Genomic DNA, 23625 nt, shown 5'->3' with positions numbered 1-23625 from the left:
ACAGCCGCCTTCAATGGGCGGCTTTTTTTTAGGTGTTTTTCAGGACGATTTAAAAAGGAAGCTGTCGTGACGATTGCCAGAGAAGGGGCCGCCGGAGTAGCGAGCGCGGTGGCCAAAAGTGTCAAGTATCAAGGCCGCAAGGCGGCCCGCGAAGGCAGTGAACAACGCAGGCAGGTCATTCTCGATGCGGCCATGCGTATCGTGGTACGCGACGGCGTGCGCGCTGTACGTCATCGCGCAGTGGCCGCTGAGGCCAGCGTACCGTTGTCGGCAACCACCTATTACTTCAAGGACATCAATGACCTGCTGACCGATGCCTTCGCCCAGTATGTACAGCGCAGTGCCGATTACCTGGCGCGGCTTTGGCAGAACACTGAAGGTATTCTGCGTGAGATGATGAGCCGTAGTTCGGGCAGCCCGACCGATCGATTTCGGCTGGCTGACGATATTGCGCGTATGGTGATGGAGCATATCCGGCATCAATTGCTGACCCGGCGCGACTACCTGATCGCCGAACAGGCGTTCTACCACGAAGCGCTGATCAACCCGCGTCTGACCCCGCTGGTGATGGCCCATCAGGAAATTCTGCTGCAGGGCAGTTGTCAGTTCTTTCAGGTGATTGGTTCGTTGCAGCCCTATCAGGACGCTCAGGTGTTGACGGGGCTTATCCGGCGCATTGAGTATCAAGGCCTGCTGCATGGCCCACAGCGTCAGGCGGACGAAGAAATGCTCTGTATTCTGACCCGGCAGATGCGTCTGGTTCTGGGGACGCCGCAGCCGGTTCGAGGGTGACTATACTTCGTTCGACGTGCTCTGGGTCGGCGGTTCAGACGGCTTGACGACCCTGCCAATTTCGATATTTTCCAGCGGTGGCGTGTTCTCATGCCGCCGAGCAGTAGCGAAACAGCCAGCCAAGGAGTACCGGTGGACGAGTATCAACAGACTATTCGTGCGTTATCGGATCGGATCGTCGTTGCACAGACGCCGATTCGCATTCTGGATGCAGTTAAATGGGATGAGACAGTTCGCAAGGAGTTTCTGGCCGCCAAGGGCAAGGCGCTTCCTGCCGTGGACCGTGCCTATTACGAAAACCGCCCGCTGGGCTTCGATTCGGTTGCCTTGAAACAAGAGTTTCAGAACATCGAGCGGGATGTCACGCGTCAACTGGGGCAGTTCAACCCGGTCGGGCAGATCATGCGCCGCATGTGCCGTGAGTACCGCATGGTGGTGCGTATGCTCGAAGCGCGTGGCACGCCTGACTTCGGGCTGATCTCGCAGGAGCTGTATGGCGCTGCGTCCGATGCCTTTCACGCCGGTGACCCGACGCTGGCCGATCTGGGCCTGATGCTCTCGGATTACCTGAACAACATCGCCGGGCGTGGTGATCTCAAGGACGAGCCGAAAACGCTCACGGCCAAGGACGCTGTTTCGCTGCTGCAATCGCGTTTGAATCGTGTGTTCGGTGAGGCCGAGGAGACCATTCGGGTTTTCGAGTCCGACGGTATCGTCGCCGACGCGGCCGCGGGTGCCGACTACATCAAGATCCGCACCGACGCGATGTTCAATGAGCGTGATGTACGGGCGCTGGAGGTTCACGAAGGGCTGGTACACGTCGGCACCACGTTGAACGGGCAAAACCAGCCGATCTGTACGTTCCTGTCCAAAGGTCCGCCCTCATCGACGGTCACTCAGGAAGGCCTGGCGATTCTCATGGAAGTCATCGCCTTCGCCTCCTACCCCAGCCGTTTGCGCAAGCTGACCAATCGTACCCGTGCCATTCACATGGCCGAGCAGGGTGCTGATTTTCTGCAGGTGTTCGAGTTTTACCGCGAGCAGGGCTTCGGCATGTCGGAGAGCTACGGCAACGCCAGTCGCGTATTCCGCGGCTCGGTGCCCAACGGCTTGCCGTTCACTAAAGACCTGTCCTATCTGAAAGGCTTCATCATGGTCTACAACTATATTCAGCTTGCCGTGCGCAAGGGCAAGCTCGAACAGGTGCCGCTGCTGTTCTGCGGCAAGACCACGCTGGAAGACATGCGCAGCCTGCGCCAACTGGTGGATGAAGGGCTGGTGGTGGCACCCAAATACCTGCCTGAGCAGTTCCGTGACATGAACGCGCTATCGGCCTGGATGTGCTTCTCCAACTTCCTCAACCACCTGAGCCTGGACCGTATCGAAGCGGACTACTCGAATATTTTGTAGGCCGAACTGACTATCGTGCCAATGCTCCGCGTTGGCACGCAGTGGGTGACGCTCCGCGTCACAAATCTGCGCCGCGCTGCACAGTCAGGATCGGACGCAGAGCGTCCAGAACGGCATTCCCACGCTGGAGCGTGAGGAACGATAATCTTGTAACTATCGTGCCATTGCTCTGCGCCAGCACGGCGGTGATGTGGCGATGAAAACAGCAAGGAAACCCCATTTGAAACTGCTCGGCATCTTCACCCTGTTCCTCGCACTCACCGGTTGCAGTTCGATGCTGTTCTACCCCGAGCAAGGTGTTCCGTTCACACCCGACAAGGCGCGCCTGCAGTATCAGGATGTGAACCTCACCGCCGCCGATGGTACGCGCCTGCATGGCTGGTGGCTGCCCGCGAAAGAGGGTGTACCGGTCAAGGGTACGGTGCTGCATCTGCATGGCAACGGCGGCAACCTGTCCTGGCATCTTGGTGGCGTCTGGTGGTTGCCCGAGCAGGGTTATCAGGTGCTGATGGTGGATTACCGCGGTTATGGCGAGTCGCAGGGCGAGCCGAGCCTGCCGGCGGTCTATCAGGATGTTCAGGCCGCTTTCGACTGGTTGAACACTGCACCGCAAGTGCAAGGCAAACCCCTTGTGGTTCTGGGGCAAAGCATTGGTGGAGCACTGGCGGTGCATTACCTGTCAGAACACCCGCAGGAGCGCTCGCGGCTCAAGGCGTTGGTGCTGGACAGCGTGCCGGCCAGCTACCGCAGCGTCGCGCGAAACTCGCTGAGCAAGTCGTGGCTGACCTGGCCGTTGAAGACGCCCTTGTCCTGGCTGATCCCGGAGGCCGACAGCGCCGTCAACGGCCTGCCACGATTGGCCGGCACACCGATGCTGATCTTTCACAGCATGGACGACACACTGGTGCCGCTCGCCAACGGCATCGAGCTGTACAAGGCGGCGCCTCCACCGCGGGTATTGCAATTGACCCGTGGCGAGCACGTACAGACGTTCGCCGACCCTCTCTGGCGTCAGGTGATGCTGCGCTATCTGGACGACCCGACGCATTTCAACGGCCTGCGTCGCCTTGCGCAAGTGCCCAACTATCCGACCCCAGCTACACCGCCAGCGCCATGAGTCGCGAGCGTAACGTCAACGGCATGATCCTCAGCGCTGTCGGTGCAGTCATCGGCACCGTCGGCTGCCTGTGGTTTTACGGCTATCTGCATTTTGCGAAGCCTGAAGATGCGCTATTGCTCAGTGAGTTCACCCTGCTCAAGACCGTGCCTGGCGAGGACTACAAGATCGCCGCGACGCCAGCGGACGAGGTGGCGCAATGCGTTGATGGCGTGCTGGTGCTGTTCGACACGTCGCGAAAGGGTTTGTCAGGCGTTTTGATTGATGACCACAGGCAAGCGGTGCGGTGCGTCGGCCAGCAGACGCCACAGCAATAAAGACGGCGATAATTTTCGGCATTAAAAAGCCCCGCCTGTATGCGCAGGCGGGGCTTGAGTGCAGCGGCTCAGTCGCTTATTTCATCGACGAGCGCGGTGCAACAGGCTGGTTGTCGTTGGAGATAGTAACTTCCACACGACGGTTCATGGCACGGCCCGAGTTGCTGGTGTTGTCAGCAACCGGATATTCCTTGCCGTAGCCCATGGTCACAACGCGCGCTGGATCTACACCCATACGTACCAGTGCCATGCGAACCGAATTGGCGCGGCGCTCGGACAGCGACTGGTTGTAGGAAGCAGAACCTGTGCTGTCGGTGTAGCCTTCAACGATCACTTTGCGATCAGGGTTTTCCTGAAGGAAAGCAGCCAGCTTGCCGATGTCGCCTTGAGCGGTCGGCTTCAGATCGGCCTTGTTGTAGTCGAACAGCACGTCACCGAACGTTACCAGCGTACCGCGTTCGGTCTGCTTGGCGTTCAGGCTGTTTTTCAGCGCAGCGATCTGAGCATCACGAGCTTCCAGGCGTGCCTTGGCGCGGTCAGCAGAAGCGTTCTGCAGAGCCGCTTCGGAGGTGCGCAGGGCAATGGTCTGCTTGGCCAGTTCTACGCGCTGGTTGGTCAGGTAAGACAGTTGGTCAACTTTCTTGACGTCATCATCGTTACGGAAAGCCTGTTCTGCCTTGGCCAGCCATTCACTGGCGTCCTTGGTTTCAAGCGCCGCGACTTTAGTGGCTTCCGGGTTGGTCTGCAGCGCGGTGAAGTTGCTGCGAGCCTGTTCCAGATTAGGGTTTGGCTTGGTTGCACAGGCTGCCAGGGCAACACTCATGGCCAGCAGAGCAGGGATCATCAATTGTTTACGCATAATATTGTCGTCCTTTAATCAGTTACGAATTCATGAAAACAGAAAGGGTTCAGGGCAATCACTGCACCTGACGCAGGCCTTCTTCACGGAGTTCGTTGACGCCCTGACGAGCATCCTGCACAGCCTTGGCAGCCTTGGCGGCCTGAGATTTGCGTTCTGCTACACGAGCGTCCCACTCGGCTTGTTCAGCCAGACGGCGAGCTTCGTCGTACTTGTGATCCTGCATGGCCAGATCAGCTTCTTTGAGCTTGTCCTGAGCCGACTTCATTTCCACCGCTGCGAATTCGGTACCGCCGGCGCTGACAGCGCTGTTGACGGCCGATTGCGAAACTGCATATTGCTCGGATGGCGGGTTACCTGCGCAACCGGCGAGGATAAAGGTGCTACCGAGCGCCAGCGCAGCCAGCTTGAGACCGCGCAGGCCTTTGAACTTGGTTTTGGCAGTTAAGGTGTTCATGGTGATCAACTCCATTGTCTGACTCCGAACGTGGTTATCCATGACAGTTGTTGCATCAAGTCCGGGCATGAGGTCGTACAACCGCCTGCTGCCTTTCGGGCTTTCCTGTAATGGTTAAAGGCTCCGACCTGCGCGGTTTTTGAATAGTTCAGATAAATATCTACTGCGTGGTCAGGAATTTTCAGGGGGCTTCAGAAAGCGGTCAGCATGTTGGTCGACATGTGAACGGACGTCGATGCAGAATTAATCAGGCACTGAGGTGCGGCTTTTTGTTGAACCATTTGTCCAATCGCAGGCTTTTGGTGCACTGTTGGCATGCGGATTTGAATTCACGTACGCCCGCGCTGTTTTGCGGGTACGCAACTGAGCCCAGACAAAAACCGGGAGAGGAACGATGGCCGATATCGATGCGCGTCTGCGCGAAGACGTTCACCTGCTGGGTGAGCTGTTGGGTAACACGATTCGTGAGCAACGAGGCGCTGAATTCCTCGACAAGATCGAACGTATTCGCAAGGGCGCCAAGGCGGGCAGGCGCGGTTCTGCAGAAGGTGCCGAGCAACTCAGCGCCAGTGTCGACGGGCTGGGTGATGACGAACTTCTGCCTGTGGCCCGCGCTTTCAATCAGTTTCTCAACCTGGCCAATATTGCCGAGCAGTATCAGCTCATGCATCGTCGTGACGATACCCAGCCTCTGCCGTTTGAGTCGCGGGTGCTGCCCGAGCTGCTTGACCGCCTGAAAACGGAAGGTCACACGCCTAAAGCTCTGGCGCGTCAGCTGAGCAAGCTGGAAATCGAGCTGGTGCTGACAGCTCACCCCACCGAAGTGGCACGCCGCACGCTCATTCAGAAATACGACGCGATTGCTGCGCAGTTGGCCGCGCTCGATCATCGTGACCTCAACAGCACCGAGCGCGCACAGATTACCTCGCGCTTGCAGCGTCTGATCGCCGAGGCGTGGCATACCGAAGAGATCCGGCGTATCCGGCCCACGCCGGTTGATGAGGCCAAATGGGGTTTTGCGGTTATCGAGCACTCCCTATGGCACGCCATTCCGAATTACCTGCGCAAGGCTGACCATGCATTGCACGCAGCCACCGGCCTGCATTTGCCTCTGGAGTCCGCGCCGATCCGCTTTGCCTCGTGGATGGGCGGAGACCGTGACGGCAACCCGAATGTCACGGCCGCGGTTACCCGTGAAGTGTTGTTGCTGGCGCGCTGGATGGCGGCTGACCTTTATTTGCGTGATGTGGATAACCTGGCCGCAGAGCTGTCGATGCAGCAGGCCAGCGACGCCTTGCGGGCCAGCGTCGGTGACAGTGCCGAGCCTTATCGGGCAGAACTCAAGCGTCTGCGTGAGCGCCTGCGCGCGACGCGCAATTGGGCCAATGCCTCATTGAGCGAGGCCTTGCCTGCGCCTGAAGCGGTGCTGCGAGACAACCGCGAGCTGCTGGACCCGCTGCTGCTGTGCTTCCAGTCGCTGCATGAGTGCGGCATGGGCGTGATTGCCGACGGGCCGCTTCTGGATTGCCTGCGCCGTGCCGTCACGTTCGGCCTGTTTCTGGTGCGTCTGGATGTCCGCCAGGACTCCAGTCGCCACTGTGCCGCGATGACTGAAATTACCGATTATCTGGGGTTGGGTCGCTACGAGGAGTGGGACGAGCAGACCCGCATCGACTTTCTGTTGCGCGAACTGAACAACCGCAGACCGTTGCTGCCAAGCTACTTCAAACCGGCAGCCGACACCGCAGAAGTGCTGGCAACCTGCAGGGTAGTGGCAGCAGCTCCGGCAGCTTCGCTGGGCTCTTACGTCATTTCGATGGCAGGTTCGGCATCCGACGTGCTGGCCGTGCAGTTGCTGCTCAAGGAATCCGGGCTGCAACGGCCGATGCGTGTGGTGCCGTTGTTCGAGACCCTGGCTGACCTCGATAACGCCGGGCCGGTGATCGAGACGCTGCTCGGCTTGCCGGGCTATCGCTCGCGTCTGCACGGCCCGCAGGAAGTCATGATCGGTTATTCCGACTCGGCCAAGGACGCGGGCACTACGGCGGCGGCCTGGGCCCAGTACCGCGCGCAGGAAAAGCTGGTGGAGATCTGTCGCGAGCAGCAGGTCGAACTGCTGCTGTTCCACGGTCGCGGCGGTACGGTTGGTCGTGGTGGCGGTCCCGCGCATGCGGCGATTCTGTCGCAGCCGCCAGGTTCGGTAGCCGGGCGCTTCCGGACCACCGAGCAAGGGGAAATGATTCGTTTCAAATTCGGCCTGCCGGACATCGCCGAACAGAACCTCAATCTCTATCTGGCAGCGGTGCTGGAGGCGACCCTGCTGCCGCCACCGCCTCCGCAACCAGCGTGGCGGACAATGATGGACCAGATGGCCGCTGACGGGGTCAGTGCCTATCGCGCGGTAGTGCGCGAGAACCCTGAGTTCGTCGAGTATTTCCGTCAGGCAACGCCCGAGCAGGAACTGGGGCGTTTGCCACTCGGCAGTCGCCCGGCCAAGCGCCGCGAAGGTGGCGTGGAAAGCCTGCGCGCCATTCCGTGGATTTTCGCCTGGACGCAGACGCGTCTTATGTTGCCCGCCTGGCTGGGTTGGGAAGCTGCGCTAAGCAAGGCTCTGGAGCGCGGCGAGGGTACGGTGCTGGCGCAGATGCGCGAACAGTGGCCGTTCTTCAGAACCCGCATCGACATGCTGGAAATGGTCCTCGCCAAAGCCGATTCGGACATTGCCCGACTCTATGACGAGCGTCTGGTCAGTGCTGAGCTGCAACATTTAGGCGCACAATTACGCGACCTATTGTCGCAGGCGTGCAATGTGGTTCTGGGGCTGACCGGGCAGAAGCAACTGCTGGCGCATAGCCCTGAAACGCTGGAATTCATCAGTCTGCGCAACACCTATCTCGACCCGTTGCATTTGCTCCAGGCCGAGCTGTTGTCCCGCTCCCGCAGTCGCGAAGCCAGTCTGGACAGCCCTCTGGAACTGGCGCTGCTGGTGTCTGTAGCCGGGATCGCTGCCGGTCTGCGTAACACTGGTTGAACACGCGCATTACTTTAATTGCCGGGCCGTTTTGGCCCGGCATTGGCAATGCCGGGTTTGCGGGCTGGCCTGCCGGAAACGTTGATACAGATCACGCCGCTCGACAATCGGGGCGCGCAAGCCGGTGCGCACGCGGTTAATGCGACTTTTGGCGGCTTGTGCGGCCTCGGTCGGCTGTGTATCTTGATCAGCCTTTCGGCCTGTTGGCCTGATTATTTTTAGATTGGCCCCCGAGGCGAATCCGTTGATTTCACTATAAAAATTTTGAGGAGCATGACGATGCGCGTGATTCTGCTAGGAGCTCCCGGGGCCGGTAAAGGTACTCAGGCAAAATTCATCACTGAAAAGTTCGGCATCCCGCAGGTTTCGACAGGCGACATGCTGCGCGCTGCAGTCAAGGCTGAAACCGAGCTTGGCCTGAAGGCCAAGAGCGTCATGGACTCGGGTGGTCTGGTTTCCGATGACCTGATCATTGGTCTGATCAAGGATCGTCTGGCCCAGCCGGATTGTGCGAACGGCGTTCTGTTCGACGGCTTCCCGCGCACCATTCCTCAGGCCGAAGCCCTGTTGAAAGCAGGTCTGGAAATCGACCACGTGCTGGAAATCGCCGTTGATGACGAAGAAATCGTCAAGCGCATGTCGGGCCGCCGGGTTCACGAAGGCTCTGGTCGCATCTATCACACCATCTTCAACCCGCCGAAAGTCGAGGGTATCGATGATGTGACTGGCGAACCGCTGCTGCAGCGCAAGGACGACGTCGAAGAGACCGTGCGCCATCGTCTGTCGGTCTACCATGCCCAGACCAAGCCGCTGGTCGAGTTCTACAGCAAGCTGGAAGCGAAGGATGGCAAGCCCAAGTGCAGCCATATTCCTGGCGTCGGCTCGGTTGAAGAGATCACTGCAAAAGTACTGGAAGCCCTGAAGTAAGACTTTCAGTCTGAACAATAAATGGCCCGCTTGCGGGCCATTTGTCATTTATACTGCTGCACTTTTTCACCCTGACCATGACGGAAACACCGATGACCACCTTGCTGGCCCTGGACACCGCCACTGAAGCCTGCTCGGTCGCTTTGCTGCACGATGGCAAAGTGCTGAGCCACTACGAGGTGATCCCGCGCCTGCATGCCCAGCGGCTGCTGCCCATGATCAAAAGCCTGATGGCCGAGGCGGGCATTGCGATGTCGGCGCTGGATGCCATCGCGTTCGGGCGCGGCCCTGGCGCTTTCACCGGCGTGCGCATTGCCATTGGTGTCGTGCAAGGTCTGGCGTTCGCGCTGGAGCGCCCGGTATTGCCTGTTTCCAATCTTGCCGTGCTGGCCCAGCGTGCCTTTCGTGAGCATGGCGTGTCCCAGGTGGCATCGGCCATTGATGCGCGCATGGATGAGGTGTATTGGGGTTGCTATCACGAGACAGCCGGGGAGATGCGTCTGCTCGGCAACGAGGCGGTCATGGCGCCCGAGTTGGCGACACTGCCTGCGCACACCAGTGGACAATGGTTTGGAGCCGGTACTGGCTGGGGCTATGCCGAGCGCATCCCGGTCAGTCTGGCCGGTCATGACGCAGGCATGCTGCCCCATGCGCAGGACTTGCTGACGCTGGCGTCCTTCGCCTGGGCGCGTGGCGAAGCCCTGCCGGCAGACGACGCCCAGCCGGTCTATCTGCGCGATAAGGTTGCAACGCCCAAAGCGCGTTGATGTGATTGGCTTCAAGGCACGCCACAGTGTTCTGCTGTCGTGCCTGTCCAAGTCATACTATTCCGTCTATAGCTGGAAAAATATCAATTCGCCATCTACCGTTTATCGTCTGAATGGTCTTTAATCTCATTTGGCGAAAACAATTTGCAATATGTGTGGTCTAGTTATCGTTAAGCAATTTGCGAACTACAAGGCAGTAACGCTAAATTGCCACTATCGACGCCGAGTATATAATTGATGCGCATAGACGGAACCTCATCACGCTCTTACCCCATCAAGCGAAAGCCGCAGAAGACGCCTTCGACCGTTGAAGGTTCTTTCGAGGAAGTCGTAGTTGATGCCGAGTTGCCGCCGCCTCCGGCGCAGGCTCGTCGCGATGCGGGTGATTCACCGATTGGCAGCACTGCCAACGTGCCTGCGCGTCCACAAGACATCATTTTCCCGCGCTCCATGAGCTCTCGTGTCGCTCACGCGCTGGCCAGCTACCTGACCACCGCCAGCTTTGTCGATTGGGACCTTGAAGTATCGGGGCTCGATCTTCACGTTTGACCGTGTCTCGCCTGCCTTACTACCTAGGTTGTCCGTCATGGAGTGAAAACGCCTGGCGCGATTCGCTGTATCCCGAAGATGCCCGCCCGAATGATTTCCTGAATCTCTACACTCAGGTATTCAACGCTGTCGAAGGCAACACCACATTTTACGCCCGTCCCGCCGCCACTACAGTGCAGCGCTGGGCAGAAACGATGCCCGATGATTTTCGTTTCACCGCCAAATTCCATAAAGACATCAGTCATAACGGCGACCTTCGTGAGCAGGTGGGCGCCGCTGAGGAATTCATCCGTCTGCTTGCGCCTCTGGGTGGGCGGATCGCACCGTTCTGGCTGCAGTTGCCCGCCAGCTTTACACCGCAGCGTCTGGCCGAGCTGGCCGGTTTTCTTGATGAACTCAATGTGCCGCTCGCCGTAGAAGTACGCAACATCGCGTTTTTCATGAAGGGTGATGAAGAGCGCATGCTCAATCGCCTGCTGCTGGATCGAGGCGTCGAGCGCATCTGTCTCGACTCCCGGGCATTGTTCAGCTGTGTCTCGAGCGATCCCGCAGTCCTGCACGCGCAATCGAAAAAGCCCAAGGTGCCGCCTCGTCCTGCTGCGCTGACGCTGTTTCCCCAGGTCCGTTTCATCGGCGGTCCTGACCTGGAGGCCAATGATCAGTTTTTGGTGCAGTGGGTGGAAAAGGTCGCCGTGTGGATCGAAGAGGGGCGCACGCCTTATGTCTTCCTGCACACCCCTGACAACATCAAGGCTGCCGAGCAGGCCATGCGCTTTCACCAGCAACTAATGGCGCGATTGCCTGGCTTGCCGGCATTGTTCGAGCTGGATCGCGGGCCTCAGGTGGAACAGTTGGGCTTGCTCTGAGGTCTTCCAGGTGTGGGTTGACAGAGCCCGACCTTGTGGAGAGCCCGCTAATGGATTCGCAACTGCGCTGTTTGCTTGCCATTTACAAACCCTTCTTCAAATTCACCCCTGTTGTCTGGGGCATGGGCTGAGCATGCGTGTGCTTCTGGTATTCCTGCTGATCTGTGCAATGGGGGCGTTCGCAGTCTGGCGCGGCTGGGTCGATGTACCTGCGCGCTGGAACCCCTGGGCGCCGCTGGATGTGCGGGCCGAGCCCAACTTTCTGACGTCTTACAAGCTGTCACGACTGCAGAACGACCCTGCGCTGTGCGACCAGGTGCTGAGTACGTCCGGGCTGCGTTTCAGTCGTCAGGCCGACAGTGAACCTTCTGCTCGCTGCCCTCTGGAAAATACCCTGCGCATTCAGGGCGGCGACGTGGCGTTGAGCAGCAGCTTTTTGGCCAGTTGCCCATTGGCGGTGGCCTATGCGCTGTTCGATGTCCACACCTTGCAGCCCGCTGCCCAAGCGGTTTTCGGCCAGCGGGTAGCGCGGATAGATCACTTGGGCAGCTTTGCCTGCCGCAACATCTACAACCGCGCCAACGGCCGACTAAGTCAGCACGCGACCGCCAATGCACTGGATATGGCAGGTTTTCGCCTCGCAGACGGTCAGCGCATCGGGGTTCTTAAGGATTGGGACGACGAAGGGGACAAGGGGCGTTTTCTGAGGCTGTTACGTGACGGCGCCTGCAAAAACTTCAGTACGGTGCTCGGGCCTGAATACAACGCGGCGCATCGCGATCATTTTCACGTCGACATGGGGCGCTGGTCGGTGTGTAGGTAGCGAGCCTGAAGAGCGTTGGGGCTTATGCCGCCATCCGCAGATTCTGCAGGATCAGCGGGCGAGCCCAGCCGTTCTCGTAGTCGAACTGGCGTTGTTGGGCAGCAATGGTCTGCTCATCCAGGGGCAGGGCAGGCTTGTCGGCCAGTTCCCATTCGAATTCGGCGATTGGCAGGTGCAATGGGCGCGGTTGAGGGCCGGGGCCCGGGTTGACGCTGTCGCTGTACGGGTTCAGAACGGTAGGGCGTACCCAGTGGCTCTCGAATTCCAGATGACGTTGTTGTTCAATCAGCTCAGCCATGCTGAAGGGCTCGGCAGGCGGCGGCAGCAAGTCAAGGTCGAACTCGGCAATTGGCAGGAACAGCGGCTCAGGTGGTTTGACCTCGGTGTCGGTGACCGGGCAGGCCCGTTGCTCGACAATCTTACTCAGGGTTTTTGCGCCAGCGACCGGTTCGCCTGTTTCAACATCCACTTCAACGGCCGTCGGGTGCACCGGCACTGGAGTGCTTTCGCTGACCTGATCCGCCATCGCTCGGGCAAATGCATCCGACCACAGCTGCGTCACACCACCCAGTGTGCGGCTGTTGCGAACGCTAAAGTCGCCTGAGTGCGACAAATAGCCGATGGATGATTGAACAATCTCTGACATAGCGATCAGTACTGGCCTTGGGTCTGGCAAAATGCCGGATACTTGGTTATCGGCAGACTTTGCCGATCATTAACAATTTTTGAGTGTGTAGACGCAATGATTGAGCAGCAAGCAGGCAGTCGTATCCGGGTCGAAGCGCTCGCGGTCGCAGGACAGGAGCAGGCGGAGCGTTGGGCGCAGCGTCTGGGCCTGCCGTTGCACGACGCGGAAGCTGATTTTGCCTTGCAATCAACCGACGATGGCCTGCAATTGCAGCAGTTGGGCGACGATGCGCCTGGCGCTGTGCGAGTTGATTTTGTCGAGGGTGCAGTGGCACATCGTCGTCTGTTTGGCGGTGGCACCGGGCAAATGATTGCCAAGGCCGTCGGTATTCAGCCAGGCGTTCGTCCCAGCGTGCTGGATGCCACGGCAGGTTTGGGCAAGGATGCGTTCGTGCTGGCGAGTCTTGGTTGTGAGCTGAGCCTGATCGAGCGTCAGCCGATTATTGCTGCACTGCTGGAAGACGGTCTGGCGCGCGGACGCGATGATCGTGATGTGGGTTCGATCGTTGCCCGGATGCATTTGTTGACCGGCAACTCCATTGAAATCATTCGTGGCTGGACAGCGGAGCCGCCGCAGGTCATTTACCTCGACCCGATGTTCCCGCATCGGGAAAAAACCGCTCTGGTCAAAAAGGAAATGCGCCTGTTCCGGCCTCTGGTCGGCGATGACATGGATGCGCCTGCGTTGCTGGAAGCGGCTCTTGCGCTTGCCACTCACCGTGTTGTGGTCAAACGCCCGCGCAAGGCCCCGTGCATTGACGGGCCCAAGCCAGGTTATGCGCTGGATGGAAAATCCAGCCGCTACGACATCTACCCGAAGAAGGCCTTGAAGCCTAAGGCAGTCACAGACGATAGCGGTGCATAGCGCCTGTAGCGTAGACGGCCTGAGCCCGAATCAAACGCAGATGCGCCCGTGAGTACAGGCGCACCCTGCACTCAAAGCGCGCCAAATACCTTCTTCGCCAGGCCTGTAGCGGCCGCCGCCGGGTTGGCGCGAATACTTTCTTCCTGTTTTGCAATCATCTCGAACAGCCCGTTCAGCGCTTGTTCGGTCACGTAGCTTTCAAGGTTGGCATTTTTGCTGTCCAGCGCGCCAAATGCCGCCGCCTTGCCAGCGAATGCGTTGTACTTCTGTGCCAGACCGACTTGATCGGTGGATTTCTTGACGATAGGCAGGAACTTGGCGCGGATCTGTTCGCGGCTGGTGCTGTTGAGGTACTGGGTGGCCGAGTCCTTCCCGCCGCTTAAAATGGCCTTGGCGTCGGTCACGCTCATCTTTTTCACGGCGTCTACCAACAACGCCTGAGCCTGAGGCACTGCAGCTTCGGCGGCCTGGTTCATGCTGGTTTCCAGCTGATCGACCTGAGCACCCATGCCGAGCATTTTCATTTTTTTCGCGACCTGACCGAGTTTGCCTGGCAGCTCGATACGCACCGCTTCATTCTTGCTGAAACCGCCGGGAACACCGAGCTGTTTGACCGCGACCTGTGCGCCTTGGGTCAGCGCGTCTTTGAGACCACCGGTCGCATCCGATTGCGAGAGGTCGTTCAGCGACAGGGCGAAGACGTTGGCCGACAGCAGCAGACCGGCGCATAGACCAGCGAAGGTGAACGAAAAGCGAGGCATGAGAGCGTCCTTGTGAGAAGTGGGTACGGGATCAAGCGTATCAGGAACTTGCGGTATCCACCCGAAGCCCGAAAGGAAACAGTGCTGTTTAGTGCCGATGGAAATGATGCGGTGCGCAGCAACAAAAACATCAACGGCGCGCTGAAAACGCGCCGTTGATGAAAGCCTTTGCAGCGAAGAACAATCAACCGTTCACTTGAATGACCTTGATCTTCAGACCGCTCTGGTCCTGCGGCATAGCCCAGTTCAAACGGCAATGGCACTTGCTGGGTAATCTGTTTTTCGCGGGCTTCACTTACCAGGGGTTCGCTGGACATTTCAATTTCTTATTGAGTGTGATGAGTACCAGTCATGGGTACAAACCACACCTTAGCAGCGGCCGGGGAGCATAAAACACGTGTCTAAAGATCCCCGGCTAATTGCGGAAAAGCCCTACGCTACCCCTTCACCATTTCCCGCATCCTGCTCTTCTTCATTGCTGTGTAACGCCACTTGCCGTATCGACAGACGGATTTCGGCCGGCAACACCCGCTTGGCCGCACCTTCTGCCAGTTCGCCCAGCATCGGGTGATAGCTCAGCTTGCCGGCGCTGTCCTTGCGCAGCACGCCCAGGTCCAGCAAGGTCTGGATGAAGTGCCTGAATAGACTCTTGTCGAAGAACTCTGGTGCATTAAGGCCATGCAGAATAGACAGGCGCTGGGCCATGACCGTGCACAGGTCTTCCAGCTGTTCGGCGCTCAATGTGTTCTGTCCACTGTTGAGTAACAAGGCGATTGCCATGTAGAAGCGCTGCAGGGTCTGCGCGATGGCCCGTGACAACAGGGTCAGCAGCACGAACTCGCGGGAGCTGGGCTCCGGACGCACATAGACGTCCTTTTTGAAGCGCAGCAAGCCTTGCTCGACGAACGCAGCCAGCCATTGATCGACCACCTCATCCAGCTCGCTCAGCGGCCAGCGAATGAACAGTTCCGATTGCAGGAATGGATACAGCGCACGTGTGTAGCGCAGAATCTGGTCGCGGCTCATGCGCGACGAGCTCTGGAAAAAGCTGGCCAGCAGTGAGGGCAGGGCAAAGATGTGCAGGACGTTGTTGCGGTAGTACGTCATCAGGACTGCATTCTGTTCGTTGAGGTACAGAATTTTGCCCAGTGCATCTTTTTGTTCGGCGAGCAGGTCCATGCCTTTGACGTGCTCGATCAGTGAGCGCCCGTCGCCTTCCGGCAATGTGGTGTGTGGTGAGTAAGGTACGGCGCGCAGCAACGTCAGGTAGAGGTCGAGAACACGCTCCATGGCCTGATCGTCCAGCGCCAGCCTTTGCGTTGACAGCAAGGCCACAGCAACCAGGTTCATCGGATTGACGGCGGCGGCTTCATTCAGGTGCTGGGCCACACGCTCACCCAGCCGATGAGTGGTTTCGCTCAGCCATTCCGGGCGAAATTGCGGTGCCAGCGCCTGTTCGCGCCAGTCCGGTTGTTCGCCGTCAAGGAATTCGGCCAGCTTGATGGGGGCGCCGAAGTTCACCGATACCTGGCCGAAACGCTGCTTCAGCGCACCGATGACTTTGAAGATGTCGAAGATCGACTCTTTCTTCTTGGTCGCTCCGCGCAATTCGCCCAGATAAGTACGGCCTTCCAGCACGCGCTCATAGCCGATGTACACCGGAACGAACACAATCGGCATCCGCGAGTTGCGCAGGAAGCTGCGCAGGGTGATGGCGAGCATGCCGGTTTTGGGCTGCAACATTCGCCCGGTCCGCGAGCGACCGCCTTCGACAAAGTATTCGACCGGGAAACCCTTGATGAACAGCGTGTGCAGGTACTCGGTGAAAACCGCTGTATACAGCGGGTTACCCTTGAATGTGCGGCGCATGAAAAACGCCCCGCCACGGCGCAGCAGGCTGCCGACGACCGGCATGTTCAGGTTGATGCCGGCAGCGATGTGCGGCGGCGTGAGCCCGTTGCGAAACAACAGATAGGACAGCAGCAGGTAATCGATATGGCTGCGGTGGCAAGGGACGTAAATGACTTCATGCCCTGGCGCCACTTCCTGCACGCCTTCGATGTGGCTGACTTTGATGCCGTCGTAAATCTTGTTCCAGAACCAGCTGAGGACGACTTCCATGAAGCGGATGACGGAATAGGTATAGTCCGAGGCGATCTCGTTGCCGTAGCTCAGCGCCCGGTCCCGTGCCTTGTCCTGGGTGATGTTCTCCCGTTCGGCTTCTTCGATGATCGCCTGCTTGACCAGCGGCTCGTCCAGCAGTCCTTTGACCACCGTGCGCCGGTGCGAAACGTCCGGGCCGATGACCGCGCTTTTCAGGTTGCGAAAGTGCACGCGCAGCAGACGCTGGGTCATGCGCAGGGTCAGTTCGTAACCTTTGTTTTCACCCACCAGCTCGCGGATGTGAATGGGCGCGGAAAACTGTACACGGGTCTTGCGGCCCAGAATCAGGATGCTGACCAGACGGCGCAACCGGCCGGTTACCGCCCAGCTGTCGGCGAACAACAGTTTCCAGGCGCTGGACTCGCGGTCTGGCGACTGGCCCCAGAACACGCTGACCGGGATGATCTGCGCATCTTCGCCGGGGTTCTGGCTCACGGCTGCGACCAGACGTTCCAGTGTCGGCGGTGCGCCGCGCTTGTCCTGGCGGCCAAGCCAGTCAGGTGCCGGGGTCAGGTAAAAGAATGCAGCTGGCTCTATCAGGTTGCCGACCGCTACCGACAATACGGGGCGAGGCAGGCCAGCCTTGCGACATTCTGTGTCGATCACCGCCAGATCGCTTATAGACGGCGACTGCAGGGCATAGAACACCGGACGGCTACGGTCCAGGTTGAGCGTAAAAGACGACTGATTGATGGTTTCCGAGCGCACCCAGAGATACAACAATCGGCGCAGGGTGCCGAACACAAGACGACGGAACGGAGAACGGGTCATACGGCTTCTGCTGAGTAAGGGACGGGCGACTGCCCGAGATGGGTGTCAGTGTGACGTATCCCGAAGCGATCGGCAAAAAGCCTGGTGTCTGTAGAAGAGTAAAGACTGAGCGGCCACCTTCGAGAGCCGCGACGGCACATCCTGATACCGTCGCTGCGAAAGGCTTACGAAGTGCGCCAGGTGATTTCTTCCTCGCCGTCGGCACTCACGCGTATCCAGCGGTCGGCAGTCTCGTCGCTTTCTTCTTCAACCCAAGTGCCCGGGGCGCAACGTACTTCGACGTTCAAGGCCTTGAATGCCGCACGGGCGCAGGCGATGTCGTCTTCCCACGGGGTCTGATCGCTGTCCAGATGCAGACTGTTCCATTTGCCGACTGCTCTGGGCAGCCAGGTTACGGTCACATTGCCGGCCTTGCACTTCCAGGTCTGGCCTTTCTGGTTCCAGTCGCTGCACGGGCCCAGGGCGACGCTCAGCCATTGGGCGATGGCCTTGTGGTCGACGTCTTCGTCTTTCAGGTAAATCTCGATATCGGGTTGGCGCATGGGTGCCTCTGTTGAATGCTTATTGCAGCACGAAATAATCGTAGCGCATGGAAACGGTGACCTTGAAAGGTCCTGATTGCTCAATGACGGCAGTCCGTCGCTCGGCGCTGGCGCGCCACCCGTGAGGCGTCATGGCCAGCAGATCGGCACGGGACTGGCCGTCGATCAGCTTCAGCGTATAGCGCAGGGTTTCGCTGTGTTGCAACTGCATGCCGTGTGGCACCAGAGACAGGTGCTTGTCGTCGGCATAATCGCGGACCTCATCGTAAAGCTGCTGACGCAGCTCCATGAGATGTTCGCTGGTCGGACCAACCCTCATCAGTCCGCCGCCTGGCGTCAGCAAGCGTTTGGCTTCAAGCCAGTCCAGCGGGCTGAACACACTGGCCAGAAACTGGCAGCTGGCATCCGGCAAGGGTACACGGGCCATGCTGGCAACCATCCAGGTCAGCCTGGGATCACGACGGCAGGCACGTTTCACGGCTTCGCGGGAGATGTCCAGCGCATAACCGTCGGCGTGGGGCAAGGCCTCGGCTATTTGCGCTGTGTAATAACCTTCGCCGCAGCCGATGTCCAGCCAGTGCGCGGGGCAGCGCTCGGCGGCCAGTTCAGCCAGCCGCCGGGCTACCGGGGCGTAATGCCCGGCGTTGAGGAAGTCCCGCCGTGCTTCGACCATGGCCTGATTGTCGCCGGGGTCGCGGCTGTTCTTGTGCTGCACCGGCAACAGGTTCAGATACCCCTGACGTGCACGGTCGAAGCGGTGGTAGGCCGGACATACCACGCCGTTGTCGGCGGTACTGAGCGGCGCAGAGCAGATCGGGCAGGTCAGCATCAGGCGAGCAACTTGACCAGGGTCTGGTAGTAGATCTCGGTCAGCACATCGAGGTCGCTGGCCAGAATCCGCTCGTTGACCTGATGGATCGTTGCGTTGACCGGGCCCAGCTCAACCACTTGCGTACCCAGGGTTGCGATGAATCGGCCGTCGGAGGTTCCGCCGCTGGTCGAGGCTTTGGTGTCGCGGCCCGTGACGCTTTTGATGCTGGACGACACGGCATCCAGCAATGCGCCCGGCTCGGTCAGGAACGGCAGGCCGGACAGCGCCCAGTTCACATGCCAGTCCAGCTCATGCTTGTCGAGGATAGCGGCGACACGCTGCTGCAAGCCTTCGACGGTCGACTCGGTCGAAAAGCGGAAGTTGAAAACCGCTACAAGATCGCCCGGGATGACGTTGGTTGCACCCGTGCCGGCGTTCAGGTTGGAGATCTGGAAGCTGGTCGGCGGGAAGAAATCGTTACCGTGGTCCCAGTGCTCTGCGGCGAGTTCGGCAAGTGCCGGCATTGCTAGGTGAATAGGGTTCTTCGCCAGATGCGGGTAAGCCACATGGCCCTGTTTGCCGCGCACGGTGAGGGTGGCGCCCAGCGAGCCGCGACGCCCGTTCTTGACCACATCGCCCACCAGCGTAGTGCTCGAAGGTTCTCCGACGATGCACCAGTCCAGACGCTCCTTGCGCGCTGCCAGACGTTCGACGACAGCCTTGGTGCCGTGGTGCGCCGGGCCTTCTTCGTCACTGGTGATCAGGAATGCCACCGAACCCTTGTGATTCGGGTGATCGGCTACAAAGCGCTCGGCGGCCACGAGCATGGCTGCCAGGCTGCCTTTCATGTCTGCTGCGCCGCGTCCGCAGAGCATGCCGTGCTCGTCGATCAACGCATCGAACGGGTCGTTCTGCCAGTTCTCCACCGGACCGGTAGGAACCACGTCCGTATGACCTGCGAAACACAGTACCGGGCCGTCGGTAGTGCCGTGAGTGGCCCAGAAGTTATCGACGTCTTCGATACGCATGGGCTCCAGCTTGAAGCCGGCATTGCCCAGGCGTTGCATCATCACTGCCTGACAGTCCGCATCGACCGGCGTCACTGACGGGCGGCGGATCAGATCGCAGGCAAGTTGAAGGGTGGGCGACAGGTCGGTAGGGGCAGTCATGTACAGAACTCCGGTAGCAAGACTTTGGGCGCGAAAAGGCGGATATCTTAAAGCAAAACGACGACCTGGGGCCGTCGTTTATTGTGCGCTGTGGATAGGTCAAGCAGTCGACAGGGGAGGGCGGGTCGTGCGAGCAGACAGGACGGCAATAATGATGGCTGCCAGATAAGGGATTAATTGTGCGAACAGCATGGCTATCCAGAATCTCAGGCCCGGACCGGAAGTCTCGTCTCTTATTTGCTCGCGGCTCGGACAAATATGTTTGTAGAGGCTTTGTGCGGAGCGAAAGGGGTTATATGAGAGGCCCGAGATAGTTTCTGCCCCGTCAGCCCTGATTTCGACGGGGCGACAAGCCGGGTGCCTTAACCCCCGACAAACCCCTATAATGCGCGCCGGTTTTTGAGGTATTGATCATGAGCGCAGAAGATCCACGTTTCGCTGGCATCGCCCGTTTGTACGGCATTGACGGGCTGGCGCGCCTGCGCGCGGCTCATGTGGCGGTGGTCGGTATCGGCGGCGTGGGCTCGTGGGCGGCCGAAGCCATGGCGCGCAGTGGCGTCGGCGAGATTTCGCTGTTTGACATGGACGACGTCTGTGTCAGCAACAGCAACCGCCAATTGCATGCACTGGACAGCACAGTCGGTCGGCCGAAGGTCGAAGTGATGGCCGAGCGGATTCGCGCGATCAATCCTGATTGCATCGTGCATGCGGTGTCTGATTTCGTGACCCGCGATACGATGGCTGAGTGCATCACCCCGGACATGGATTTCGTGATCGACTGTATCGACAGCGTCAACGCCAAGGCAGCACTGATTTCGTGGTGCAAACGGCGCAAGATCCAGATGATCACCACCGGTGGGGCCGGTGGGCAGATCGATCCGACCCTGATTCAGATCGCCGACCTGAACCGCACGTTCAACGATCCGCTGGCCTCCAAGGTACGTTCCACCTTGCGTCGCGACTATGGCTTTTCACGCACGCCGAACCGCCACTACAGCGTGCCTTGCGTGTTTTCCAGCGAGCAACTTCGCTACCCCAAGCCTGATGGCAGCATTTGCCTGGAAAAGAAGTTCGTCGGTGAGGGCGTAAAGCTCGACTGTGCAGGCGGCTTCGGCGCGGTGATGATGGTCACTGCCACGTTCGGCATGGTCGCCGCCACGCGTGCAGTGGACAAGCTGGTTGCAGGTGCGCGACGGCCTTCAGAGCGGGTCAAGCCAGCGGTTGCAACGCCCGATCAGGCTTGAGTCAGCTTGCGCATCTGCTGCAGTACGGCATTCAGGCCGTTGCTGCGTGACGGCGAGAGCTGGCGACCAAGGCCTAACTGACTGAACCAGTCAGGCAAGTCCACGGCTTCCAGCTCCGGGGCCGACAGACCGTTAACGCGGGCCAGCAGCAGCGCCACCAGACCGCGAATCAGCCGGGCGTCGCTGCTGGCCCGGAACAGCCAGGCACCTGCGCTGACTTCGCCGGTCAGCCAGACCTTGCTTTCGCAGCCGTGTACCAGATTGTCGCCCGTCTTTTCTTCATCGCTCAACGAGGGGAGGCGATCCCCCCATTGCATGAGCAGGCGTGCACGCTGTTCCCAGCTCTGTGGCTGGGAAAAACTGTCGAGCGCGGTCTGCGCCAATGCGGGAAGGCTCATCGAAGCAGCTCCAGTGCCTGATCCAGTGCGCTGAAAAACCGCAGCAAGTCATCTGAATCATTGTAGAGCGCCAGCGAAACACGAATTGCGCTGGGCAGGCCGAGCGTATCGAACAGTGGCATCGCGCAGTGACGACCAGCGCGCACGGCAATACCCTGTTCGGTCAGTAGATGAGCCAGATCGGCGCTGTGTATGCCGTCCACGACGAAACTGGCCAGTGCCAGGTCGGGTGAGCCTAATACCTGAATACCTTCACGTCTTTGCAGGCCTTCAAGCAGGCGACGGTGCAGATTTACTTCATGTTCCGCGACCGCCTGATGATCAAGGCTTTCCAGGTAAGCCAGCGTAGCGCCCAAACCGATCACGCTGGCGATGGGCGGGGTGCCCGCTTCAAAGCCCAGCGGTGCCGGGCGAAATTTCGCGTGTTGATAATCGGTGGTTAGCACCATCTCGCCGCCGAACTGCCAGTGCGTCAGGCTCGGTAGCGCGTCGTTGCGTCCATACAGCACACCAAGCCCTTCAGGGCCATAAAGCTTGTGGCTGGAAAATACATAAAAGTCGCAGCCCAGTGCCTGTACATCATGGCGCCCATGCACCACACCTTGTGATCCGTCCACCACCGTGAGCGCACCTTGCGCCTTCGCCAGTGCGATAAGGCGGGCAAGCGGCTGCCAGGTGCCGAGCACGTTGGACAACTGACTGACTGCGAGCAGGCGCGTGCGAGGGCCGATCAGGCTGGCCGCAGCATGGCAGTCGATCACGCCATCGGGATCGAGTGGCAGTATCACCAGTTTCAGGCCGCGGCGCTGAGCCAGTTGCTGCCACGGCAGCAGGTTGGCGTGATGTTCCAGTGCGCTAATGGCGATCTCGTCGCCCGCAGTGAAACTATGCTCCAGCCCATAGGCCAGCAGGTTGAGCGCAGAAGTGGCTCCGTGGGTAAAGATGATTTGTCCGCTCTCGCCAGCATTCAGCCAGTGCGCGGCCTTGCCACGGCTGGCTTCGAACGCCTGGGTGGCGTGTGCGCCCGGCAGATGCTGGGCACGATGCACGTTGGCGGCACCGTTGACGTAGTAATGAGTCAGGGCATCGATCAGCGCCTGGGGTTTTTGCGTGGTGGCGGCGTTGTCCAGATAGGTCTGGCCTTGCCGTTGCAGGGCGGCGATAGCGGGGAAGTCGCCACGCCAGGGAGAAATGAGGGGCATTGTTCGTCCAGCGTGTGGAGGCGGGTTCAAGTCCGCAGCCTTGAACCCGCACACAGCATCAGTTATGAGCGTGCAGTGCTTCGTTCAGCTCGATGGCCGACTTGTGGGTTTTGCATTCCACTGCGCCGGTCTGCGAGTTGCGACGGAACAACAGGTCGTTCTGACCTGCCAGCTCGCGTGCCTTGACGATCTTGACCAGTTCGTTGTTTTCATCGAGCAGCGCGACCTTGGTGCCGGCTGTCACATACAGACCCGATTCCACGGTATTGCGATCACCCAGCGGGATACCGATGCCGGCGTTGGCACCGATCAGGCAGCCTTCGCCAACCTTGATGATGATGTTGCCGCCACCCGACAACGTGCCCATGGTCGAGCAGCCGCCACCCAGATCAGAGCCCTTGCCGACGAATACGCCTGCAGAAACGCGGCCTTCGATCATGCCCGGGCCTTCGGTGCCGCCATTGAAGTTGACGAAGCCTTCGTGCATGACGGTGGTGCCTTCGCCGATGTAAGCGCCCAGACGTACGCGAGCACTGTCAGCGATACGAACGCCGCTCGGTACGACGTAGTCGGTCATTTTCGGGAATTTGTCGACCGAGAACACTTCCAGCAGTTCGCCTTTAAGGCGTGCTTCAAGCTGACGTTCGGCCAGTTCGGCGAGGTCGACCGCGCCCTGGCTGGTCCAGGCTACGTTTGGCAGCAACGGGAAGATACCTGCCAGGTTCAGGCCGTGTGGCTTGACCAGGCGATGCGACAGCAGGTGCAGCTTGAGGTAAGCCTCTGGAGTCGACGTCAGGGTTGCGTCTTCAGCCAGCAGGGTGGCAACCAGCGGCTTCTGGCTTTCCGCCAGACGAGTCAGCAGCGCGGCCTGGGTCGCGTCCACGGATTTGACCGCCTCGGCCAGCTTGTATGCCAGGTCGACATTGAAGGTGATTGCCTGATTGCCGTTGGTGTAACCCAGAACAGGCGCGATGGCCGCGACCAGTTCTACGGAAGGATTGATCAGCGGCTGAGCGTAAAATACTTCGAGCCATGAGCCTTGACGATTTTGAGTGCCGACGCCGAAGGCCAGGCTGAACAGGGTAGTGGACATGTAA

The 23625-nt window shown here is 59.5% G+C and carries 23 protein-coding genes; 12 read left to right on the top strand and 11 right to left on the bottom strand.

Annotation, left to right across the window (positions count from 1 at the left end; translation table 11 throughout):
• Positions 1-66: 66 nt before the first annotated feature.
• The 4 genes from AO068_RS00555 to AO068_RS00540 all read left to right on the top strand — a co-directional run bounded on the left by AO068_RS00555 (position 67) and on the right by AO068_RS00540 (position 3636).
• Entirely contained in the window at positions 67-792 is a 726-nt protein-coding gene (locus tag AO068_RS00555) for a TetR/AcrR family transcriptional regulator (protein WP_005743405.1), read from the top strand.
• A 90-nt stretch (positions 793-882) separates the two neighbouring features.
• Positions 883-2202: a flavohemoglobin expression-modulating QEGLA motif protein gene (locus AO068_RS00550; RefSeq protein WP_177342336.1), complete on the top strand. Its 1320-nt coding sequence runs from the start codon at positions 883-885 to the stop codon at positions 2200-2202.
• A 220-nt stretch (positions 2203-2422) separates the two neighbouring features.
• A complete protein-coding gene (locus AO068_RS00545; protein ID WP_058399636.1) occupies positions 2423-3319 on the top strand; it encodes an alpha/beta hydrolase in 897 nt (298 codons plus the stop codon).
• Positions 3316-3636 (top strand): hypothetical protein, encoded by a 321-nt coding sequence (locus tag AO068_RS00540; protein ID WP_058407362.1) that lies wholly within the window; start codon positions 3316-3318, stop codon positions 3634-3636. Before AO068_RS00545 ends, AO068_RS00540 begins: the two co-directional genes overlap by 4 nt.
• Before the next feature lie 76 nt (positions 3637-3712).
• Here the strand turns inward: AO068_RS00540 and AO068_RS00535 are convergent, their stop codons facing one another.
• A complete protein-coding gene (locus AO068_RS00535) occupies positions 3713-4495 on the bottom strand; it encodes an OmpA family protein (protein ID WP_002554755.1) in 783 nt (260 codons plus the stop codon).
• A gap of 58 nt (positions 4496-4553) precedes the next feature.
• Entirely contained in the window at positions 4554-4967 is a 414-nt protein-coding gene (locus tag AO068_RS00530; RefSeq protein WP_004657980.1) for a DUF4398 domain-containing protein, read from the bottom strand.
• 379 nt (positions 4968-5346) lie between these two features.
• Here AO068_RS00530 and ppc point away from each other — a divergent pair, with 379 nt between their 5' ends.
• The 6 genes from ppc (at position 5347) to AO068_RS00500 (ending at position 11915) form a co-directional block, all read left to right on the top strand.
• A complete protein-coding gene (gene ppc, locus AO068_RS00525) occupies positions 5347-7983 on the top strand; it encodes a phosphoenolpyruvate carboxylase (RefSeq protein ID WP_058407361.1) in 2637 nt (878 codons plus the stop codon).
• A 279-nt stretch (positions 7984-8262) separates the two neighbouring features.
• Positions 8263-8910, top strand: a complete 648-nt coding sequence (gene adk, locus AO068_RS00520; protein ID WP_002554752.1) for an adenylate kinase — start codon at positions 8263-8265, stop codon at positions 8908-8910.
• 92 nt (positions 8911-9002) lie between these two features.
• Positions 9003-9677 carry a tRNA (adenosine(37)-N6)-threonylcarbamoyltransferase complex dimerization subunit type 1 TsaB gene (gene tsaB / locus AO068_RS00515; RefSeq protein ID WP_058399639.1) on the top strand — a complete coding sequence of 225 codons (675 nt, stop codon included), beginning with the start codon at positions 9003-9005 and terminating at the stop codon, positions 9675-9677.
• Between the two features lie 237 nt (positions 9678-9914).
• Positions 9915-10226 carry a hypothetical protein gene (locus AO068_RS00510; protein WP_002554750.1) on the top strand — a complete coding sequence of 104 codons (312 nt, stop codon included), beginning with the start codon at positions 9915-9917 and terminating at the stop codon, positions 10224-10226.
• Positions 10227-10228: 2 nt separating this feature from the next.
• Positions 10229-11092: a DUF72 domain-containing protein gene (locus tag AO068_RS00505; protein ID WP_122259219.1), complete on the top strand. Its 864-nt coding sequence runs from the start codon at positions 10229-10231 to the stop codon at positions 11090-11092.
• 133 nt (positions 11093-11225) lie between these two features.
• Entirely contained in the window at positions 11226-11915 is a 690-nt protein-coding gene (locus AO068_RS00500; RefSeq protein ID WP_058399641.1) for an extensin-like domain-containing protein, read from the top strand.
• 22 nt (positions 11916-11937) lie between these two features.
• Here AO068_RS00500 and AO068_RS00495 read toward each other — a convergent pair whose 3' ends face one another.
• Positions 11938-12561, bottom strand: a complete 624-nt coding sequence (locus tag AO068_RS00495) for a hypothetical protein (protein ID WP_002554747.1) — start codon at positions 12559-12561, stop codon at positions 11938-11940.
• 96 nt (positions 12562-12657) lie between these two features.
• Between AO068_RS00495 and AO068_RS00490 the strand changes: the two genes are divergently transcribed.
• Entirely contained in the window at positions 12658-13467 is an 810-nt protein-coding gene (locus AO068_RS00490; protein WP_058407360.1) for a class I SAM-dependent methyltransferase, read from the top strand.
• 71 nt (positions 13468-13538) lie between these two features.
• On the opposite strand, the gene AO068_RS00485 is transcribed toward AO068_RS00490, so the two are convergent.
• The 5 genes from AO068_RS00485 to dapE form a co-directional block, all read right to left on the bottom strand.
• On the bottom strand, positions 13539-14228 hold the full coding sequence (locus AO068_RS00485; RefSeq protein ID WP_002554745.1) for a DUF4197 domain-containing protein: 690 nt from the start codon (positions 14226-14228) through the stop codon (positions 13539-13541).
• Between the two features lie 432 nt (positions 14229-14660).
• On the bottom strand, positions 14661-17162 hold the full coding sequence (gene plsB / locus AO068_RS00480; protein ID WP_058399644.1) for a glycerol-3-phosphate 1-O-acyltransferase PlsB: 2502 nt from the start codon (positions 17160-17162) through the stop codon (positions 14661-14663).
• A 164-nt stretch (positions 17163-17326) separates the two neighbouring features.
• Positions 17327-17704, bottom strand: a complete 378-nt coding sequence (locus tag AO068_RS00475) for a hypothetical protein (protein ID WP_058407359.1) — start codon at positions 17702-17704, stop codon at positions 17327-17329.
• A gap of 19 nt (positions 17705-17723) precedes the next feature.
• Positions 17724-18533 carry a putative RNA methyltransferase gene (locus AO068_RS00470; protein WP_058407358.1) on the bottom strand — a complete coding sequence of 270 codons (810 nt, stop codon included), beginning with the start codon at positions 18531-18533 and terminating at the stop codon, positions 17724-17726.
• Entirely contained in the window at positions 18533-19684 is a 1152-nt protein-coding gene (gene dapE / locus AO068_RS00465) for a succinyl-diaminopimelate desuccinylase (RefSeq protein ID WP_058399647.1), read from the bottom strand. The genes AO068_RS00470 and dapE overlap by 1 nt, the downstream gene beginning before the upstream one ends.
• A 413-nt stretch (positions 19685-20097) precedes the next feature.
• Between dapE and tcdA the strand changes: the two genes are divergently transcribed.
• Positions 20098-20928 (top strand): tRNA cyclic N6-threonylcarbamoyladenosine(37) synthase TcdA, encoded by an 831-nt coding sequence (gene tcdA / locus AO068_RS00460; RefSeq protein ID WP_058407357.1) that lies wholly within the window; start codon positions 20098-20100, stop codon positions 20926-20928.
• Here tcdA and AO068_RS00455 read toward each other — a convergent pair.
• Genes AO068_RS00455 through dapD form a run of 3 tightly spaced genes read right to left on the bottom strand, consistent with a single transcriptional unit; the run spans position 20919 to position 23621 of the window.
• Complete coding sequence (locus AO068_RS00455) at positions 20919-21326, bottom strand: SufE family protein (protein ID WP_058407356.1); 408 nt, start codon at positions 21324-21326, stop codon at positions 20919-20921. The two genes, tcdA and AO068_RS00455, sit on opposite strands and share 10 nt — an antisense overlap.
• Positions 21323-22528, bottom strand: a complete 1206-nt coding sequence (locus AO068_RS00450) for an aminotransferase class V-fold PLP-dependent enzyme (RefSeq protein WP_058407355.1) — start codon at positions 22526-22528, stop codon at positions 21323-21325. The genes AO068_RS00455 and AO068_RS00450 overlap by 4 nt, the downstream gene beginning before the upstream one ends.
• A gap of 58 nt (positions 22529-22586) precedes the next feature.
• Positions 22587-23621 carry a 2,3,4,5-tetrahydropyridine-2,6-dicarboxylate N-succinyltransferase gene (gene dapD / locus AO068_RS00445; RefSeq protein ID WP_002554736.1) on the bottom strand — a complete coding sequence of 345 codons (1035 nt, stop codon included), beginning with the start codon at positions 23619-23621 and terminating at the stop codon, positions 22587-22589.
• Positions 23622-23625 lie beyond the last annotated feature (4 nt).

It is taken from the genome of Pseudomonas sp. ICMP 3272 (genome assembly GCF_001466905.1).
Taxonomy (GTDB): Bacteria; Pseudomonadota; Gammaproteobacteria; order Pseudomonadales; family Pseudomonadaceae; genus Aquipseudomonas; species Aquipseudomonas amygdali.
This window is presented reverse-complemented; position numbering and strand designations above follow the sequence as displayed.